A 16,755-nucleotide genomic window follows, 5' to 3' on the forward strand; every position below is an offset into this window, starting at 1 on the left:
CTGAGGACGCTGATCATTGAGCACTTTAAGTGCATTAATGGATGTATGTTTTTTTGTTGACATAGATAGAACTATTATGTAGAATAGTCCCATTATGAGACTGAGAGAGGCGATGTGATAAAATTGTTGAACGAGAAAGCAAAGCGTTTTTGCAGTATACGGCAAGATTTAGAAATGATCTATGATTACTATGCCAGATCTGTCGGGATTTCCTATACGACATTATTTGTTTTGAATCTTATTAGTCAGTATGAGGTATGTACACAGAAAGTTATTTGTGAGAGATCAATGCTTCCAAAGCAGACAGTGAATAATGTAATTAAGAAGCTATCAGAGCAGGGTTATCTCGAATTGGGAGATATGCCTAACAATAGCAAATCAAAGCGAATTCTGTTTACTGAAAAAGGAAAAAAATATGTAGAGCCAATGATTCAGCATATACATAATGCTGAAAATACGGCAATGGAGCAATTATCTGACAGTCAGCAGGATGAACTTCTTTATATTATGGAACTATATGAACAAGCATTTAGGAAAGCTATGAAAAATGAGTGAGGAGTTAGATGATGAGAAAAAATATTGGAGCAAAATCTTACGTGTTACCACAACCAGTTTTTATTATTGCAGCGTATGACGAAAATGGAATTCCGAATGCCATGGCTTCTACATGGGGCGGTATTAGTAATGAAAATGAAATTTCAATCTGCATTAGTTCAGAACGAAAGACGTTAAAGAATATCATGCTGCATGGTGCATTTACCGTAAGCATGTCAGATGCGTCTTTTCTTGAGGCGTGTGATTATCTTGGAAATGAAACTGGAAATGAGGTTCCAGATAAATTTGAAAGAGCTGGATTTCATGCAGTTAAGGCGGACTTTGTTGATGCACCACTGATTGAGGAACTTCCATTTGCGTTAGAGTGTAAAGTGAAAAGTTATGATGAAAAAGAATGGCGCATGATTGCTGAAATCGTGAACATCAGTGTTGAGGAAGATATACTAAATGAGAAAGGTAGAGTCAATCTGGATAAATTCAGTCCCCTTGTATTTGATCGGGGGAGCAGAAATTATCATAAAATAGGAGAAAAAGTAGGAGATGCTTTTGAGGATGGACTGTATCTTAAGAAGAACAAGTAAAAAAATATTAAAGACTTATTAATTGAAATTAAAATGAAGATACTGACATGTTTAGTGAATCTGTAGATGAATTAATAAGTAGTATCTAGAGAATGTTTTAAACCTTGATTGGCTTTATGCCTTTTAAGGTTTTTTTATTGGGCTTTAAGCCGAGAAAAAACCGAGAAAAAGCCGATAAAAAGGGGACCTTTTTTCCTAAGTGGATCATCGTATGATAGAGACAAGCAAAACGAATGTGAATATTTTGTCCAGAAGGAAGAACCTGCGGACGCTGATCATTGAGCACTATAAGTGCCTTGATTGGTGTCCGCTTTTTTATTGGGAGACGCGTCTTTCCCTTATCAATGGCGTATCTGGATACGGAACAAAGGTGTTGAGGAATGTGGCCATACGAGAGGGACATTCTGAGCCTGGATAGCAGCTGGTCTGCGGCGGCCGTATCGAGGACAGTTTTTCATTTTACTTGATGATTGACTGTACTTGGCGTCCTCTCGGAGTGTAGTCATCATTGCAAAATTATTTAAGCGAATAGCGTAAGGTGGTGCTTATTCGGCAAGGAGAGTATGAACATGAAGATCAGAGATTCTTTATCAGTAGAAACAACGAAGCAATTAAAGCGCATTGCTCCTGGTTCTAATCGAAAGAAGAAGAGCAATGCTGATCCGATAACAAAGCGAGATTGGGAAGAAATCATGGGAACGAGACGCGAAACATACCAACGACAAGGCGGCCGGGTCCGAAGAAAACGATAAATTTTGGGAACAGTCGTCTTTTGGGTGTATGGCTGCAGGTGCTTTGGTGAGGGATAGGAGCGCAAAAATATAAAAAGGGAGATGATGAGCATGGCATCAAAGTTTGGTGTATCTGCTAATTCAAAAAAAGCGAATCATATTTTAGGAAAGGACAAGGTTGTGGTTGTTGCGATTCAGAATCACAATGATTACATTTGTGGGCCAAACCTTATTCCTCAACGAAAAGTTGAAGGGAAATGGGTTAGAATCAAAACGAATTCACCTAACCCGCTTAACCCAGCAGAGAAACAGTACGATGAATTCGATATCAAGGAATCACTAGGTAACAAAAAAGGTACGTATCGATTCAAGGTGGATGTAGAGCGCTATGACAAAAATGGCAACCATGTTGAAACAGTTGGTACATTCTATACAAAAGAATTTTACGTTAAATAGAACCAATTCACTGAACACCTGAAAATTTCCAAATCACCTCCGATATAAGTTTAGGAGGTGATTCTTTTGAACGAATCTAATGAACATGAAGAACTAATGCTATTTGGTCAGATTAAAGACGTGCCAATGTATTTGCTGCGCTTTGGGAAGAATATACATAAAGCAAATATTAATGAACAAACAGCATTCAAAGAGAAAGTTAAGAAGTATCATAGTAGTGAAAAAATCAACATGCTTTTGAAGAGGCTTGAAGAAGGGCTCGATACTCATAAATCTTTAAGTCATTTTACTACTGCTTTTTTTACAATTTTGGCTGTAATATTAGGTAGTACAATAAATTATGGTCTCAGTTTGTCAGATGCGGAAGGAGCAGAAGGAGCAGCCCCAATGATTATATTAATGACCTTTTATATTGCTATTATAGTTTGGGGTTATCAATCTATAACTCATTCAATAAAGCTAAAAAAAGCGAGCAGATATAAAACATTGCTACTAGAGTGCTTAGATGAAATATCTGAAAAGGAAAGCAAAAGACGTTTCGTAAAATTAACAAACAAGTATCGAACACCTTAGGAGATAAGGTGTTTTTTTGACGGTTTGAGAGCGGCTTCTATTGCGAAGGTCGCTTTTTCGTTCGACAAAGTTTCCAAAATAATTTCAAATCCTCCTGTCCTGTCGATATAAAGGTGGGAGGTGAAAAAATGGAAATGAAAGAACATTTTAAAATGTATGTAACCGATTCAGCATCTCATTTACATTATGAGAAACTAGAAATATTAATTGATGAATTTATCAACATGGATAAGATCAAGTTTATTTATTCGAAAAGTCCCTTCGATCCTGAAAATGCTGAACACTATATCTTCTTGGATCCGGAAGAATTAGTCGTTCTTAAAATAGAAGGGGAACATAATACTATCGAATTCTCTAATAATAAAATTGTTGGAAAGAAATTAGAATATAGCGGATTAAGAAAAGCTTCTCTTACAATCACTTTTGAAAATGGTCGAGAAATTGAATTTCTATCAGATGATTGTAATGCAGCACATGAAGAGCGTTACGTTGAATCTATCAAAAAAATTTACAAAACAGTATAGCATCCTACGGGGTGCTTTTTTTGTTCGACAAATTTTGCAATATATTCTAAAGTCCTTTTTCCTGTCGATATAATTATAGGGTGAATAATTATGTTTTCAAAATATGGAGACCACAAGTATTTTAAAAAATACATAAAAAAAAGATACGGAAATATAAGATGGCTTACTCTAGCGAAAAGAGAGGAAAAAATTAAGCAAATAGTTTTTGATCATAGTAAGTTGGAAATTAAAAGGATGCTAAGAGCAGCGCAGAATAGCATCGATGAAGACAATAATCATCAGCCATTTTTTCTTGTACCATTTACCATAATAACTTCCATGGTTACATTAATATCATCAGTATGGATAAATTATACGAATAATACTGTTAATAACATTAGTCAAGTATCCTTAAAGTTATTTGAAAAAAAGATTGAAAAGGAGATAGAGCCTTCGGACATTAATGAGATTATTGAAAGTTTGAGTATGTATGGTCCCTATCAAGGTAATATCAAAGTATTATTGTGGATTTTTAATATTGTATTAGTAGGCTTCTTTATTTATTTTTTTATTCGAGCATGGAATTCCTCATATCGTTATAATGTAAAGGCTTTGATGGAAGATTGCTTAGATGTTTATGATGAAGTAAAAACAAAACAAATATTAGAAATTAAATAAGAGAAAAATAATTCAAACTCAAACTTAATTGAGCAGCTCGGAGGTGGGTGATATGTAATGGCTAGACCGCGTGACCCAAGAAGAGATGAAGCTTTTCGTCTTTGGAAAGATAGCGATGGAGCCCGCTTGCTTAAAGACATTGCAGATGAGTTGGGTGTGACAAGCAGCACAGTCCGTAAATGGAAAGCGAACGATAAATGGGAAGACAAATTCAAAGGGAGCGCTCCTAAATTAAATAGGAGCGCTCCTTTACGTTCCGGCGCACCTAAAGGGAACAAAAACGCTAAAGGAAATAAAGGTGGTAAAGCGCCAATTGGTAACCAAAATGCTAAAGGTAATAGGGGCGGCGCAGCTCCAAAAGGAAATAAAAATTCTTTGCGTACGGGTGAATATGAATCAATCATGTTTGAATATATGGACGACACAGAAAAGGAGCTCTTTGAACAGATTGAGACCGATCCGCTCTATCAGATTGAATTGACCATACGTGAGCTTAGTATTCGAGAACGTCGCATGATGCACAGGATCATGAAGTATGAAAATGGTTTAACTGATAATCAGCGACGTGTTCTTCAGCAACTTAGAAAAACAAAAGATGTCGCACCTTCGACAACTGAGAATGGTGTTGTCAAATACGTTCCAATTATCAATGAACGTCTTGTAGTCACTGAGGTGGAAGAAACTCAATTACCTGTAATTGACCGCATCCTTGAAATAGAGGAAGCATTGACGCGAGTAACAGACAAGCGTCTTAAAGCCATTAGGCAGAAACACGACATTATGAAAACTATGTCAGAGCATGAATTGAGGCTTCGTGGTCTCGATCTTGCAAACCGAACGAGAGAGGCAGAGCTGGAGCGGATCACCGCTCGACCTGTTGATGATTCTGTACAAATAACAATTAAGCGGAAGAAAAAAGGTGATGGCTGATGCAACTGATGGAAAAAGAGGTCAATCCACATTTTGAGGATTTTCTTTTTGACTGGGATCAGAAGTTTCAGTTCTTGGTGGGTGGTTATGGATCATCTAAAAGCTATCACATTGCGCTGAAACTCATCTTAAAGTTACTAGATGAAAAGAGGACAGCCCTTGTGATTCGTGAAGTCTATGACACACATAGAGATTCCACTTTCTCTTTATTTGAAGAGATCGTGAATGATCTTGGACTTGATCATGTCATTCAATGCCGGACATCACCGCTCATGCTGAAATTCCATAACGGCAGCCGGATCATATTCAAAGGGTTGGATAAACCAGCCAAGTTGAAGTCAATCAACAACATCTCGATCATATGGATTGAAGAGTGTTCAGAGGTTAAATACGAGGGATTCAAGGAGTTACTTGGTCGTTTGCGTCACCCGACTTTGAATTTGCACATGATACTATCAACGAACCCTGTTGGTCAAGATAATTGGACGTACAGACATTTTTTTAAGGACGATCAGAACAACCGATTTATCCTGGATGATGAAAGGTTATATAAAGAGCGAACGATCGCTATCAACGATACGTACTATCATCATTCTACAGCTGAAGACAACTTATTCCTTCCGGTCAGCTATATTAAGCAGCTGGATGAACTGAAAGAATATGATCCCGACCTTTATCGAATTGCGAGAAAAGGTCATTTTGGCATAAACGGAATTCGTGTGCTGCCACAATTCGAGGTGCAGCCGCATGAAGATGTGATGCTGGCCATCTCAAATATTAATCGGCCTTTGCTTAGAGCGGGTATGGACTTTGGTTTCGTTGATTCATATAACGCTGTTGTTAGGTTAGCTGTAGATCACGAGAAGAAGTATCTATATATCTATTGGGAGTATTACAATCGTGGCAAGACTGATGATGTCACGGTTGAGGATTTGAAAGAATTCATAGAAACAAAAGAGCTGATCAAGGCAGACAATGAACAAAAGACAATCGCATATTTCCGCAAGATGGGATACAACATGGTGCCCGCTCATAAGTTCCAAGGATCACGCTTGCAGTACACCAAGAAGATCAAGCGGTTTAAGAAAATCATTTGTTCCGACTCATGCAAAAACACAATCTATGAGCTTCAGCCGCTCACGTACAAGACGGACAAGAATGGCAATATCATAGAGGACGAGTTTAAGATTGATCCTCATACCTTTTCAGCCATCTGGTATGCGCTAGATGATTATGAGGTCACCGATCTAAAAGAGCAGCCTAAAGAGCGTAAGCGTCCGAACAGAGAAAGGGGGTCAATGAGAAGGCAATGACAAAACATGTGAAAGCTACTGTGTTTAAAGCAGACATCTCTCAAACTACGAAACAAATTCATGATGATAGTTTTAACTATGAGGCTGATGGATTGATCGAGCCACCATACAATATCAAAGAGCTCAAACAAATAGCAGAGTATTCTACCATTCTTCAGCAGTGCATTGATGCGTATAAGACCAATATTCTAGGTTTCGGCTTGGGAATTGAATACGTTTTTGACTTCAATGCTGAGAATGCACCAGAAGCAAAGAAATCCGCTGCTGAAAAAGAATGGACAAGGCTTGAGGAGCTTGTGCGATACATGAACTATGATGAATCAGCCGAAGTTGTTCTAGGGTATGTGATAGAAGATCGGGAGCGGACAGGGAATGGCTTTCTTGAAGTGTTACGTAATGGTACAGGGCAACCAGCAGGGATCGAATATTTAGATGCTCAGCACATGCGAATATGTAAGATAGGCGATCCTGTTGAGATTGACTTTAAATATACTGATCATGGTCAAGTCAAATCTCTCAAAAGAATGAAGCGGTTCAGAAAGTATGTGCAACAGGTCAACACAAAAAAAGTTTTCTTTAAGGAATACGGCGATCCAAGAACAATGAATTCTTCTACTGGAGAGTATAACGAAGAAACTCCACCTGAACTTGCAGCAAGCGAAGTCATTCATTTCAAGATCGGCAGCGGTACATATGGTGTTCCTCGTTGGATTGGTAACATCGTCAATATGTATGGAGCCCGCAAAGCTGAGGAGCTGAACTATCTGTACTTTAAACAAGGTCGTCATGTGCCGGCAGCTATTACAGTGGAAAATGGAATGCTGTCTGAGTCTTCCTATCAGCAGCTGCAAGAATACATGAACGGCATCGAGGGTTCAGACAATGCTCATAAGTTTCTTTTGCTTGAAGTCGAAGGGATTCCTAAAAAGAAAAAGGACGAAATAAGCAATGATGAAGACCCTGCACCTGTGAAAGTTGAAATAAAATCATTGGCCGAGATTCTTCAGGAGGATGCGCTATTCCTTGAATATGATGAGAAGACGAGAAACAAGATACGTTCTTCTTTCCGTCTGCCGCCGATCTACACTGGCGAATCACAGGATTATAACAAGGCAACAGCTGACACCGCTCGTAAGACGACTGAGGAACAGGTATTTCAGCCGGAAAGAATGATCATCACTGGCAAGCTCAATACACTCTTTCTTCCTGATCTCGATCTCTGGCATGTGCGGCTCATTTTGAATGGTCCTGATTTTCGTGATCCGCTCGAAATTGCAAAGGTTCTTACACCGTTTATTCAAGCAGGAGCGGTTTCACCGAATGACCTTCGTGATCTGGCTGGCCGTATTCTTGGTAAGACACTTGAAGAATGGCCAGAGGAAGAGTATCACCGACCAATCGAAGCAAAGCCAAAGGCATCAACTAGCTTGCTTGATACGGTTTTTCAGAAGTCAGCAGGTTCTCAGAATGAATTGGTATCGATCCTCAAAGACCTTAGGGATGAACTAGAGGAGATCCGCAAATGAGTAAGATTGATCAGCTGATAAAAAACATCAATACCTTTGTGCAAAAAGCGGAGGAAGATGAGGTCAAAGAACTTGAAGCAGCTGTAGCAGATTTCCCTGAACTGAAAGACATTCCCTCTTTGGTAGACGAATACGAGAAAACCATCGCTAGATTGTTCAGATTGCAACGTAGGATGTTTTTGAACGCACTGAATGGTTTTATATCCAAGGACGATTCAGACACCTTAGAATCAATTCTAGCGTTTTTTAATAATGATCTATTCACTTCAGATGAATTTGCAGAGCTATTCGGAAAAGAAACGGCCATATTTTTGACGCTAACCGTCACGCAGTTGGCTGAGAAGATCATGCATTCCATCGATGCAGATATTCCATTCAAGGTGCTTTCTGAGAAAACTGAACAGTGGATTGAATCATGGTCGACAGAGTTGGCGCAGCTGATGAAGTTGAATACTCATACAGCCATTGAGCAAACGCTGAAAGATGGCATAAAAGAAGGCCGCTCTATCCAGGAGATTGAACTGGAGCTGAAGGACCTTCCTGAATTCAGTCGCAAACGTGCACGTGTAACAGCCATTACAGAGGTGTTGACCGCTTCTTCCGTCGCTCAACATGAATCCTATGTCCAATCCCCGGCAGTAACGGGGAAGAAGTGGAAGCACAGCGGCGGGAAAAAGAATCAGTCCAGAGAAAGTCATGTGCAGCTTGACGGCACAATCATTCCTTTGGATGAGAAATTCGAGATACCAGGCAGCGGAGAGCGGTGCATGTTTCCGAGAGATACCAAGCTTTCTCCTAAAGAGCGTGTGAACTGTCATTGTGCGGTGGGTCCTGTGGTTGATCCTGTTATTCTAGGATTGTCAGCTGAGGAAAAAGAAGAGATTAGAAGGAGAGTCTTACAAAACATGGAATGAAATAGTATAATATCCTCATTACTTTGGGAATGAGGGGAATATATGAATGTTTTGGAATTCATTTCATCAATTATTAACACGATCATTTGGCCAATATTTATTTTTGTTGCAATTCTAATATTGAAAACTCCTATTGCTGAACTTATTAAAAACATAGCAAGGATAAAGTATGGAAGTTTTGAGCTGGAATTGATTGATAAAAAATTAAGTGAGGTCACAATTAATTCAGTACAATCAAATGCAGATGTGAGTTTAGATTATCAAAGTCCTGTGATAAATGAATTTAATATAATAAGAGAACAAATTTCTTCATTAGGTCCTAGAGTTGCAGTTGTGACGGCCTTTCGAGTTGTCAAAAGTAGAATGTATGATTTATGTGTAAAGCACGATATCTCTTCCAAGAATAATCGAAATGCAATTGATATTCTTTATGATTTGAAAATTATCGACTTGAATATTAGAGATTCATATAAAAACTTAAATGAATTGTTTTATATATTATCAAATTATGACCAAATATCTGAATCTCAAGCCAATAAGTTCATTGATGCAAGTGAACTATTGGCTATAAATCTAGACAAACTCTCTGAAAGGAGGTGAATGAATTGCCACGGGAATTGATTAATGCAAAAATCACACACGTTTCATACGTGGACAAGGCTGCTAATCAAAAGCAGTTCTTTTTTATGAAATCAGAAAAACATCCAGACTTTCAAAAAGAGATCAAGGTCATTGCCAAAGCTGATGATGCACAACGTCTTGTGTACGGTATTGTATACGAACCCAACGTAGCTGATGCACATGGGGATTACATGACGCCGGCAGAAATCGAAAAAGCCGCTCATGGGTTCCTGAAGGATGCACGTGAGATCGATAAGCAGCATGATTTCCAAGGTGGTGTCGGAGAAGTCGTTGAATCGTACATTGCTCCGTCTGACTTTGAAATGGGCGAGGAGATTATCAAGAAAGGATCGTGGGTCCTTGTTACAAAGGCTTCCGAAGATATTTGGAACCAGATTCAAAAGGGTGAGATCACCGGATATTCAATGGCCGGAACAGCAGACATAGGAAAACAAGAGTGTGAGCCAGCTTCTGAAGAGAAGGGGCTTTTTTCTTTGCTCAAAAACTTCTTTTTATCAAAAGGAGAAGTTAAGAATCGATACGACAAAGGCCGCATGCGTCGTGAGTTTTGGGCGGCACAAGATGCACTGAATTCCGTTTTGTATAAATGGAATTCTTACGACGATGAAGACTTGGAGACTGATCCTGACAAGGTTAGGTCAGCACTGCAAGACTTTGTGGAAATTACACAAGAGATTTTGCTTACTGATGACTTGGCTGGGATCCAAACTGATCCACCTGAAGCTGTCGCAAAAGCTGGCCGAAAGTTTTCAACTGCTAACTTAACTGAATTGAAAAATGCAAGAGCCGCTATCGACAATCTGTTGAGTCAAGCGGAAGAGAAGGAGGAGAACGAAGAAGTGAAAAAAGAAGATCTGCAAAAGATGCTAGATGACACAATTGCACCGGTTGTAAAACGACTGGAAGACCTTGAAAAAGGAGAAGGCGAGCAGCAAACTGATCCGCAAGAAAATCAACCAGATGAAGCTGTTGCAAAAGAAATGGCCGCAGCTGTAGAAAAGGCACTGGCTCCAGTAGTTGAAAGAGTCGAAGCGCTTGAAAAAGCACGTCCGCAAGGTAATGGAGTAGGGGATGCACAACAACAAGACTTACAAAAATCTGAAACGGTATGGGGCGGCTTGCTTTAAGCCGAGAAAAGGAGGAACTAGAGTGAGAAATCAAGAGGTAATTAACAAAGCGGAAGTGACGCTTGGTACATTAAAGACAGGCGGTCTCATGAATCCGACCCAATCTAGCACATTTATTCGTATGGTGCAAAATGCACCAACACTGCTACAAGATGCACGTGTTATTCCAATGGATAGTGATGCACAAAAAATCGAAAAAATCGGTTTTGGTCAGCGGATTCTTCGTCCTGGTCAAGAAGGTGTAGGTTTAACTAATGAGCAAAAGACTGCGCCAACTACAAGCACTGTGGAGCTTAATGCAAAAGAAGTCATCGCTGAAGTAAATATCACATATGACACGCTTGAAAATAACATCGAGGGTGATAATTTACAAAATACTATCATGCAAATGCTTGCTGAGCGTGCAGCCGTTGATATTGAAGAATTGATTTTGAATGGTGATACGAAATCTAGTGATGCATATCTAGCGCAACTTGATGGTATTCGTAAGCAAGCAACATCTCATATCGTAGATGTAGCTGGTGAACCACTTACACGCCAAGTGTTTAAACAGGGATACAAAGCTGTTCCCTCTAAGTATTTGCGTATTCCACAAGAGTTCCGATTCTATACGTCCCCAGGGCAAGAGGTCGAATGGAAAGACAAAGTAGCGGATCGTCAGACGAATTTAGGGGATGCAGCTGTACAAGGTGGACTGTCCTCCGCATTCGGTGTTCCAGTCAAAGGTATTGCAAACATGCAGCCATATGATGAAGACGGCACAGATGTTTCTGACATCTTGTTGACTCATCCGAAAAACATCATCTTGGGCTTCTCTCGCAATATTCGTATTGAGGTTGATAAGGACATCCGTAGACGTAAATTCATCATTGTGTTGACTGCGAAGCTCGACAGCAAATTTGAGGAAGAGGATGCTGTTGCTAAGATCATCAAGGTCAAGGAGTGATCAATATGTATACAGCTGAATTGATCAAGGGAAAGACATACTCTGTGATGGGGCATGTCTTTCTTTTAAATCAGGAGAAAGAGATTGAGAAAAAGGTATTTCAATATCTCGATGGCAATGAGTTTTTCAATTGTACAGAAGTGAAAGCTCCTGTTGATGATCCAAAAACGGATGATCAACCAAAAGAAGATGATAAGCCTGTGAAAGAGGAAGAAAAACCACAACAAGAACAAAAAATCTACACTGAAACTGAATTGAAGGAAATGAAAAAAGATGGACAAGAAGCCGTTATTGTTGATCTTGGCGGCGATCCGTCTGAGTTCAAGAATGAAAGTGAAAGAATTGCCTTCATCCTCAAGCAACAAGAAAAAACAGGAGAGTAAGGCCGATGCTGATCTCTCCTGAAGATGTTAGGGCATATACAGTATTCGAGAGCGTGAAAAACCGCTCAGATGAATTATTGGAAAGTGACATCATTGAGGCTGAAGCTGAGGTGTTTAAGATCGTAGGTCATGATTTCACAAGTGAAAAATATCAGCCGCTTCCCGAAAAGGTAAAGATCGCATTGATTAAAATGGCGCAGTTCTTCGCACTGATCAACGGGGATGAATCAATCATCAAAGGGTACAAGTCAGAAAAGATTGGCGACTATTCATACACGTTGGCAGACGGAAACGCCGTTTCAAAGCCAGATGTGTATAACCTGTTGATAGATTATATCGAGCCAGGAGAAGCGCCAGAAGATCCAGGCAGCGTTAAATTAAGGTTGAGATCGCTATGAGCTATCAATCATTATTAACGGATCGATGCGATATATATCACTTGCAAACAGAGCAGCTGTCAAAAGATCGCTATGGAATACCTGTCCAAGATGCGCAGCCGCTCTTTTCATATCCTGATGAGCCTGATCAAGTTGATCAAGCATGTTACTTCACAGAGAGAAATCAGAACATCACACAGCAGGAGCCAAACGCAACCATTCATCAATCATATCTCGTTCATTTTCCTATTACCGCTGATGTCCGAATAAATGACAAAGTGGTATGGGAAGGTGTGACATTGAAACTGCAAAAGCCTAGACGGATCAAAAACCATCATATTGAGGTGGTAGCAATGAGGAGTGAAAGCCTATGAGAATTGATGGTCTTGATCAGTTCATAGAGGATTTGGATGCAGCTATCAATGGCGACTTGAGAGCGGAATATGAGGAATGGCTGGAAGCGATGGGGTATCAGTTTCTCGATATTGTTCAGGATGAAATTATTCGCACAAAAACGGTTGATGCTCGGCGTCTTCTGAATTCATTTCAAAAAGGTGATCGAGAGAACGTCTTTTCTATGGATAGTGGCGGTCTTACACTAGATGTCGGTACGAATTTAGAGTATGCGTCATACACGAACGACGGACACTTTACCATTGATCCATCAAAGAATCAGGACAGGCGATGGGTTCCAGGACGTTGGGTAGGAGATCGCTTTGAATATGATCCGAACGCAGAAACAGGGATGCTCCTTAAATTCCAATGGGTCGAGGGTACAGGCTATTGGGATAATGCTCTAACGATATTTGAACGAATGTTTGAAAGAGCTCTGGACAACAGGCTCCAACGGTGGATCAATCAGCAGTTTGGGCGGTGATTAGATGAATCAAGAAGTCGGCGCCATCATGAATTATTGTTATAAGCAGTTTCCGGTGAAAGTATATGAAAAAGAGATTCCCGAACAATTTCAGATTCCTTCAATGTACTTTCCTGCAGCATGGACAAACACAAAAAACGATACTGTTTCAACGTTTCTCAAAACATACACGCTGCATATAAAAGTGTTTCACAAGGACTCTGAGCAGGCTCATGATGCGGCAGAAACAATCGTTGATGCCTTGTCAGCTGATCGGAATATTATTCAGATGGTCAATGTAGAAGGTGAACCGCTCGATCAATATGTTCGCATTAAGAGGGCAGAAACTAGGAATGGTGATCAAGGCGTGGCAACAATTGTCCTCACATGGGATAGTGCCTATTGGTACAACCGAGATGAGCAGCCAAGCCTTGACGACATAAATTTTTCAGACGGGGTGATCAAACGTGAGCAAGACTAAAAATGAATCACAGGTGAAAGAAGAAAAAGCCGCTCCGGTTCTTCCTAAAGAAGCAGCATTTTCATTTGAAGCCTTGAAAGAGCACAGCAAGGAATTGTTTGGCGTAAAGCCTGAAATCCTTGAAGGTGCTCTTTTTTATATCAAAGATAAACCAATTACAAAAACAGAAGCAAAGAAGCAGATTGATGCTTTTTTGTCTAAGGAGGTTTAAGCATGAATGGAGGTACTTTCACACCAGGTACAGAAAAGAAGCGTCCTGGTATCTACTTCAATTTCAAAACCACAGCACAGCAACGTATCACGTTAGGTGATCGCGGCACCGTTGCACTTCCAATCACGATGAGTTGGGGTGAACCTAAGACGTTTCTCTCTATTTCAGGAATCGAGGACTTAAATAAAAAAGTCGGATTAAACATCGATGATAAGTCACTCCTTCTTTTCCGAGAAGCGAAGAAAAAAGCACAGACGGTTCTTTTATATCGCTTGAATGAGGGTGAACCTGCAAAGGCTCAGATCAGCGAGAATTTCAACGTTCTTGCCAATTATGGCGGACAGAAAGGGAATGAGGTGACAATCCAAGTCACTGAAAACGTATTGGATAGCTCCAAGCGTGATGTGGTGACTTACGTGGGTACAGACATTGTTGATAAGCAGATTGTCACTGATGTCAAAGAGCTGAAGCAAAATAAATACGTTCAATTTTCAGGTGAAGGTGAAGTGACGATCACTGCTGGTGTAACACTAAGCGGTGGGAAAAACGGTGTGCCAAGCGTGGCAGATTACACAGCATTCCTTGAAGAAGCTGAAACAGAATACTTTGACGTAATTGCGCTACCTAATAACACTAGCGAGCAGTTAAAAGCGACATTTGTGGCCTTCGTCAAGCGTTTGCGTGATGACCAAGGACGTAAGGTCCAAGGTGTTTTACCGAACTATGCAGCTGATCATGAAGGAATTATTAATGTCACAAGCGGCGTCTTGCTAGAAGACGGCACAGAGATCACACCAGCCAAAGCTACCGCATGGGTGGCCGGTGCATCTGCAGGAGCCAACTTCAACCAGTCACTGACCTTTGTGGAATATGAAGGGGCTGTTGATACCTTAGAGCGTCTTGATAATGATCAAGTGGAATACCGCCTATCACAAGGGGAATTTCTTTTCACCTTTGATGCGCGTGATCGCACAGTAAGCGTTGAGAAGGACATTAACTCTTTAACGACTTACACAACAGAGAAGAACAAGACATTTGCTAAAAACAAGATCATTCGTGTGCTTGATGCGATCAACAATGATCTCACACGTGAATTGAAGGATTTAATTAAATTACGCAAAGCAAATGGCAATGACATTCCGGCATCTGATGACGGGTTGCAGCTGGTGAAAACACTCATTACGCAATATCTAACTCAGTTGCAAGACGGATCTGGAATCACTGGCTTTGACTCTGAAACTGATATTACGATCGCTTTGAATGAAGATCGTGACGGTTTCTTGATTGATCTAGCTGTTCAACCTGTTGATGCAGCTGAAAAATTCTATTTCAATGTAGAGGTGAAATAAGATGGCTTTTAAAGCGCAGAATACCATTTCAGGTAAGGAAGGGCGTCTTTTTCTCGACGGTGAGGAAATGGCGTTCATCAAAACGTTTGAAGCGAACGTGGAGAAAAACAAATCAGAGGTCAATGTCATGGGCCGTCGTATGACCGGTCACAAGACAACCGGTGCGAATGGTACTGGCACAGCGACTTTCTATAAAGTCACATCACGTTTCGTTCAACTCATGCTCAACTATGTAAAAAAAGGACAAGACCCGTACTTCACTATTCAGGCAGTTTTGGATGACAAATCATCTGGCCGCGGCACCGAGCGTGTCACATTGTTTGATGTGAACTTTGATTCTGCAAAGATCGCAGGGCTTGATGTGGATTCAGAAGCACTGGAAGAAGAGGTTCCTTTCACGTTTGAGGACTTTGATCTTCCTGAGAAGCTGAAAGATTCCTTTTAAAATTTAATCACCATAGAAAATGTAACAAAAGAACTGACTAGTGAGTGTTTTTAAATAAGGTATTTTCACTTTTTTGTACAAATATGATATACTTTTGATAAATGGGATACATGGGATAATAGTGAACCCACCCTTCACCATTCGAGAAAAAACTTGTTTACATGCAAAGTGATTTGCATACAATAAAAAGAAGCCAGGATGCGTCAACATCCCGGCAATGTACAATGAGGCCCTTCAAGGGGCTGGCTTATCAATTAGATAGTTTTAAGGATAGACTTTCCCTTCAACCGTCCAAAGCTCAAGGGGAGTCTATTTTTTGTTTATATACGTCAACAAAGCAAGGATAAACATCCCGAATAAAAGCATTAGGGAAATCGCTTGGAACGTTGACATGAGCATCACCCCCTTCCTATCGGGGATGAGCCAGACACCCTTGAGCAAGCCGTTCAATTGTACGAATTATATTATACATGAAAAGATTGGAAAGCACATTCAAAAAATGGATGTGCTTTTTTGCATTCAAAAAACAAATCAAAGGGAGTTTTTAAACATGAGCGAAAAACAAACAAACAACGTATATGATCTTTCATTCTTTATGCCAGGACAAACAGCTGAGACAGAAGAAATCAAATCAATCATTTCAAAGCGCTTTGTTGATAAAAAGGGTGAAGTGATTCCATTCGTATTCAAAGCCATTACAACTGAGCGCATCGATGAACTAGAGAAAGAAAACACGACTTTCAAAAATGTTAAAGGTCGTGGACGTGTGAAAGACTTGGATTCTCAACGCTTCTATGCACGTATTGCGGTTGAATCAACTATTTATCCTGACTTTAAGTCAAAAGAATTGCGTGAAGCATACAGCACACAAGATCCAGTCGAAGTGGCAAAGCGTGTCCTATCTGTCGGCGGTGAATATGCGAACTGGTTAAACAAAGCCATTGAGGTCAACGGTTTTGAAGATGAAATTGAGGACCTTGAAACAGAAGCAAAAAACTAATAAAAGACGGGAACAAAGAGGCTGTGTATCTGTATTACTGCATGCATGAGCTTCATTACTCCCCGTCTGAACTCTTAGAGGTCTATGAAGCGCCAAGGCGTTTCAAAGGCTTTTTGTTTGGGTTAATAGCCCATAAATTAGAAGTGCTTGAAAAGGAATCGAAGAAAGGAGGATAAGA

Annotated in this window: 25 protein-coding genes; 24 read left to right on the forward strand and 1 reads right to left on the reverse strand. The window is 40.1% G+C overall.

What is annotated here, in order from left to right; translation table 11 throughout:
• Window positions 1–126: 126 nt before the first annotated feature.
• From MHH23_RS08955 to MHH23_RS09060, 22 genes are all read left to right on the forward strand, one after another.
• Entirely contained in the window at window positions 127–555 is a 429-nt protein-coding gene (locus MHH23_RS08955; protein WP_142374251.1) for a MarR family winged helix-turn-helix transcriptional regulator, read from the forward strand.
• A gap of 11 nt (window positions 556–566) precedes the next feature.
• On the forward strand, window positions 567–1,136 hold the full coding sequence (locus MHH23_RS08960) for a flavin reductase family protein (protein WP_101677342.1): 570 nt from the start codon (window positions 567–569) through the stop codon (window positions 1,134–1,136).
• A 569-nt stretch (window positions 1,137–1,705) separates the two neighbouring features.
• Window positions 1,706–1,888 carry a hypothetical protein gene (locus tag MHH23_RS08965; RefSeq protein WP_008362098.1) on the forward strand — a complete coding sequence of 61 codons (183 nt, stop codon included), beginning with the start codon at window positions 1,706–1,708 and terminating at the stop codon, window positions 1,886–1,888.
• 90 nt (window positions 1,889–1,978) lie between these two features.
• On the forward strand, window positions 1,979–2,323 hold the full coding sequence (locus MHH23_RS08970; RefSeq protein ID WP_340959355.1) for a structural protein: 345 nt from the start codon (window positions 1,979–1,981) through the stop codon (window positions 2,321–2,323).
• Window positions 2,324–2,389: 66 nt separating this feature from the next.
• On the forward strand, window positions 2,390–2,896 hold the full coding sequence (locus tag MHH23_RS08975; protein WP_340959357.1) for a hypothetical protein: 507 nt from the start codon (window positions 2,390–2,392) through the stop codon (window positions 2,894–2,896).
• Between the two features lie 128 nt (window positions 2,897–3,024).
• Window positions 3,025–3,420 (forward strand): hypothetical protein, encoded by a 396-nt coding sequence (locus MHH23_RS08980; RefSeq protein WP_340959359.1) that lies wholly within the window; start codon window positions 3,025–3,027, stop codon window positions 3,418–3,420.
• Between the two features lie 90 nt (window positions 3,421–3,510).
• Window positions 3,511–4,077 (forward strand): hypothetical protein, encoded by a 567-nt coding sequence (locus MHH23_RS08985; protein WP_129548410.1) that lies wholly within the window; start codon window positions 3,511–3,513, stop codon window positions 4,075–4,077.
• A 57-nt stretch (window positions 4,078–4,134) separates the two neighbouring features.
• The gene (terS, locus tag MHH23_RS08990; protein ID WP_340959361.1) at window positions 4,135–5,007 is read left to right on the forward strand and encodes a phage terminase small subunit; all 873 of its coding nucleotides are present in this window, start codon (window positions 4,135–4,137) and stop codon (window positions 5,005–5,007) included.
• 8 nt (window positions 5,008–5,015) lie between these two features.
• Window positions 5,016–6,320: a PBSX family phage terminase large subunit gene (locus MHH23_RS08995; protein ID WP_340960138.1), complete on the forward strand. Its 1,305-nt coding sequence runs from the start codon at window positions 5,016–5,018 to the stop codon at window positions 6,318–6,320.
• Window positions 6,317–7,846: a phage portal protein gene (locus MHH23_RS09000; protein WP_340959362.1), complete on the forward strand. Its 1,530-nt coding sequence runs from the start codon at window positions 6,317–6,319 to the stop codon at window positions 7,844–7,846. The genes MHH23_RS08995 and MHH23_RS09000 overlap by 4 nt, the downstream gene beginning before the upstream one ends.
• Window positions 7,843–8,760: a phage minor head protein gene (locus MHH23_RS09005; RefSeq protein ID WP_340959363.1), complete on the forward strand. Its 918-nt coding sequence runs from the start codon at window positions 7,843–7,845 to the stop codon at window positions 8,758–8,760. Before MHH23_RS09000 ends, MHH23_RS09005 begins: the two co-directional genes overlap by 4 nt.
• A gap of 42 nt (window positions 8,761–8,802) precedes the next feature.
• The gene (locus MHH23_RS09010; protein WP_340959364.1) at window positions 8,803–9,360 is read left to right on the forward strand and encodes a hypothetical protein; all 558 of its coding nucleotides are present in this window, start codon (window positions 8,803–8,805) and stop codon (window positions 9,358–9,360) included.
• 5 nt (window positions 9,361–9,365) lie between these two features.
• On the forward strand, window positions 9,366–10,529 hold the full coding sequence (locus MHH23_RS09015) for an XkdF-like putative serine protease domain-containing protein (protein WP_340959365.1): 1,164 nt from the start codon (window positions 9,366–9,368) through the stop codon (window positions 10,527–10,529).
• Between the two features lie 22 nt (window positions 10,530–10,551).
• A complete protein-coding gene (locus tag MHH23_RS09020; RefSeq protein ID WP_340959366.1) occupies window positions 10,552–11,475 on the forward strand; it encodes a phage major capsid protein in 924 nt (307 codons plus the stop codon).
• A gap of 5 nt (window positions 11,476–11,480) precedes the next feature.
• Window positions 11,481–11,858: a YqbF domain-containing protein gene (locus tag MHH23_RS09025; protein ID WP_340959367.1), complete on the forward strand. Its 378-nt coding sequence runs from the start codon at window positions 11,481–11,483 to the stop codon at window positions 11,856–11,858.
• Between the two features lie 5 nt (window positions 11,859–11,863).
• Window positions 11,864–12,256: a protein YqbG gene (gene yqbG / locus MHH23_RS09030; RefSeq protein WP_340959368.1), complete on the forward strand. Its 393-nt coding sequence runs from the start codon at window positions 11,864–11,866 to the stop codon at window positions 12,254–12,256.
• On the forward strand, window positions 12,253–12,609 hold the full coding sequence (locus MHH23_RS09035) for a DUF3599 family protein (protein ID WP_148942625.1): 357 nt from the start codon (window positions 12,253–12,255) through the stop codon (window positions 12,607–12,609). Before yqbG ends, MHH23_RS09035 begins: the two co-directional genes overlap by 4 nt.
• Entirely contained in the window at window positions 12,606–13,112 is a 507-nt protein-coding gene (locus MHH23_RS09040) for an HK97 gp10 family phage protein (RefSeq protein ID WP_047946066.1), read from the forward strand. The genes MHH23_RS09035 and MHH23_RS09040 overlap by 4 nt, the downstream gene beginning before the upstream one ends.
• A 4-nt stretch (window positions 13,113–13,116) precedes the next feature.
• Complete coding sequence (locus MHH23_RS09045) at window positions 13,117–13,572, forward strand: phage tail terminator family protein (RefSeq protein ID WP_340959369.1); 456 nt, start codon at window positions 13,117–13,119, stop codon at window positions 13,570–13,572.
• On the forward strand, window positions 13,559–13,783 hold the full coding sequence (locus tag MHH23_RS09050; protein WP_340959370.1) for a hypothetical protein: 225 nt from the start codon (window positions 13,559–13,561) through the stop codon (window positions 13,781–13,783). The genes MHH23_RS09045 and MHH23_RS09050 overlap by 14 nt, the downstream gene beginning before the upstream one ends.
• Window positions 13,784–13,785: 2 nt before the next feature.
• Window positions 13,786–15,132: a phage tail sheath family protein gene (locus MHH23_RS09055; protein ID WP_340959371.1), complete on the forward strand. Its 1,347-nt coding sequence runs from the start codon at window positions 13,786–13,788 to the stop codon at window positions 15,130–15,132.
• Window position 15,133: 1 nt separating this feature from the next.
• Complete coding sequence (locus MHH23_RS09060; RefSeq protein ID WP_044139480.1) at window positions 15,134–15,577, forward strand: phage tail tube protein; 444 nt, start codon at window positions 15,134–15,136, stop codon at window positions 15,575–15,577.
• 309 nt (window positions 15,578–15,886) lie between these two features.
• Here the strand turns inward: MHH23_RS09060 and MHH23_RS09065 are convergent, their stop codons facing one another.
• On the reverse strand, window positions 15,887–15,976 hold the full coding sequence (locus MHH23_RS09065; RefSeq protein ID WP_074041930.1) for a putative holin-like toxin: 90 nt from the start codon (window positions 15,974–15,976) through the stop codon (window positions 15,887–15,889).
• Window positions 15,977–16,127: 151 nt separating this feature from the next.
• Between MHH23_RS09065 and MHH23_RS09070 the strand changes: the two genes are divergently transcribed.
• Together MHH23_RS09070 and MHH23_RS09075 are read left to right on the forward strand one after the other, a co-directional pair.
• The gene (locus MHH23_RS09070; RefSeq protein WP_106025143.1) at window positions 16,128–16,577 is read left to right on the forward strand and encodes a phage tail assembly chaperone; all 450 of its coding nucleotides are present in this window, start codon (window positions 16,128–16,130) and stop codon (window positions 16,575–16,577) included.
• A gap of 23 nt (window positions 16,578–16,600) precedes the next feature.
• Window positions 16,601–16,753 (forward strand): hypothetical protein, encoded by a 153-nt coding sequence (locus MHH23_RS09075; protein WP_008361258.1) that lies wholly within the window; start codon window positions 16,601–16,603, stop codon window positions 16,751–16,753.
• Window positions 16,754–16,755 lie beyond the last annotated feature (2 nt).

This window comes from Bacillus sp. FSL K6-3458 (assembly GCF_038005045.1).
GTDB lineage: Bacteria > Bacillota > Bacilli > Bacillales > Bacillaceae > Bacillus > Bacillus altitudinis.

Coding starts and splice junctions, on each gene's coding strand:
- MHH23_RS08960 (WP_101677342.1), top strand. CDS start 567: ATGAGAAAAAATATTGGAGCAAAATCTTACGTGTTACCACAACCAGTT.
- MHH23_RS08965 (WP_008362098.1), top strand. CDS start 1,706: ATGAAGATCAGAGATTCTTTATCAGTAGAAACAACGAAGCAATTAAAG.
- MHH23_RS08970 (WP_340959355.1), top strand. CDS start 1,979: ATGGCATCAAAGTTTGGTGTATCTGCTAATTCAAAAAAAGCGAATCAT.
- MHH23_RS08980 (WP_340959359.1), top strand. CDS start 3,025: ATGGAAATGAAAGAACATTTTAAAATGTATGTAACCGATTCAGCATCT.
- MHH23_RS08985 (WP_129548410.1), top strand. CDS start 3,511: ATGTTTTCAAAATATGGAGACCACAAGTATTTTAAAAAATACATAAAA.
- terS (WP_340959361.1), top strand. CDS start 4,135: ATGGCTAGACCGCGTGACCCAAGAAGAGATGAAGCTTTTCGTCTTTGG.
- MHH23_RS08995 (WP_340960138.1), top strand. CDS start 5,016: ATGGAAAAAGAGGTCAATCCACATTTTGAGGATTTTCTTTTTGACTGG.
- MHH23_RS09000 (WP_340959362.1), top strand. CDS start 6,317: ATGACAAAACATGTGAAAGCTACTGTGTTTAAAGCAGACATCTCTCAA.
- MHH23_RS09005 (WP_340959363.1), top strand. CDS start 7,843: ATGAGTAAGATTGATCAGCTGATAAAAAACATCAATACCTTTGTGCAA.
- MHH23_RS09010 (WP_340959364.1), top strand. CDS start 8,803: ATGAATGTTTTGGAATTCATTTCATCAATTATTAACACGATCATTTGG.
- MHH23_RS09025 (WP_340959367.1), top strand. CDS start 11,481: ATGTATACAGCTGAATTGATCAAGGGAAAGACATACTCTGTGATGGGG.
- yqbG (WP_340959368.1), top strand. CDS start 11,864: ATGCTGATCTCTCCTGAAGATGTTAGGGCATATACAGTATTCGAGAGC.
- MHH23_RS09035 (WP_148942625.1), top strand. CDS start 12,253: ATGAGCTATCAATCATTATTAACGGATCGATGCGATATATATCACTTG.
- MHH23_RS09040 (WP_047946066.1), top strand. CDS start 12,606: ATGAGAATTGATGGTCTTGATCAGTTCATAGAGGATTTGGATGCAGCT.
- MHH23_RS09045 (WP_340959369.1), top strand. CDS start 13,117: ATGAATCAAGAAGTCGGCGCCATCATGAATTATTGTTATAAGCAGTTT.
- MHH23_RS09055 (WP_340959371.1), top strand. CDS start 13,786: ATGAATGGAGGTACTTTCACACCAGGTACAGAAAAGAAGCGTCCTGGT.
- MHH23_RS09060 (WP_044139480.1), top strand. CDS start 15,134: ATGGCTTTTAAAGCGCAGAATACCATTTCAGGTAAGGAAGGGCGTCTT.
- MHH23_RS09065 (WP_074041930.1), bottom strand. CDS start 15,976: ATGCTCATGTCAACGTTCCAAGCGATTTCCCTAATGCTTTTATTCGGG.
- MHH23_RS09070 (WP_106025143.1), top strand. CDS start 16,128: ATGAGCGAAAAACAAACAAACAACGTATATGATCTTTCATTCTTTATG.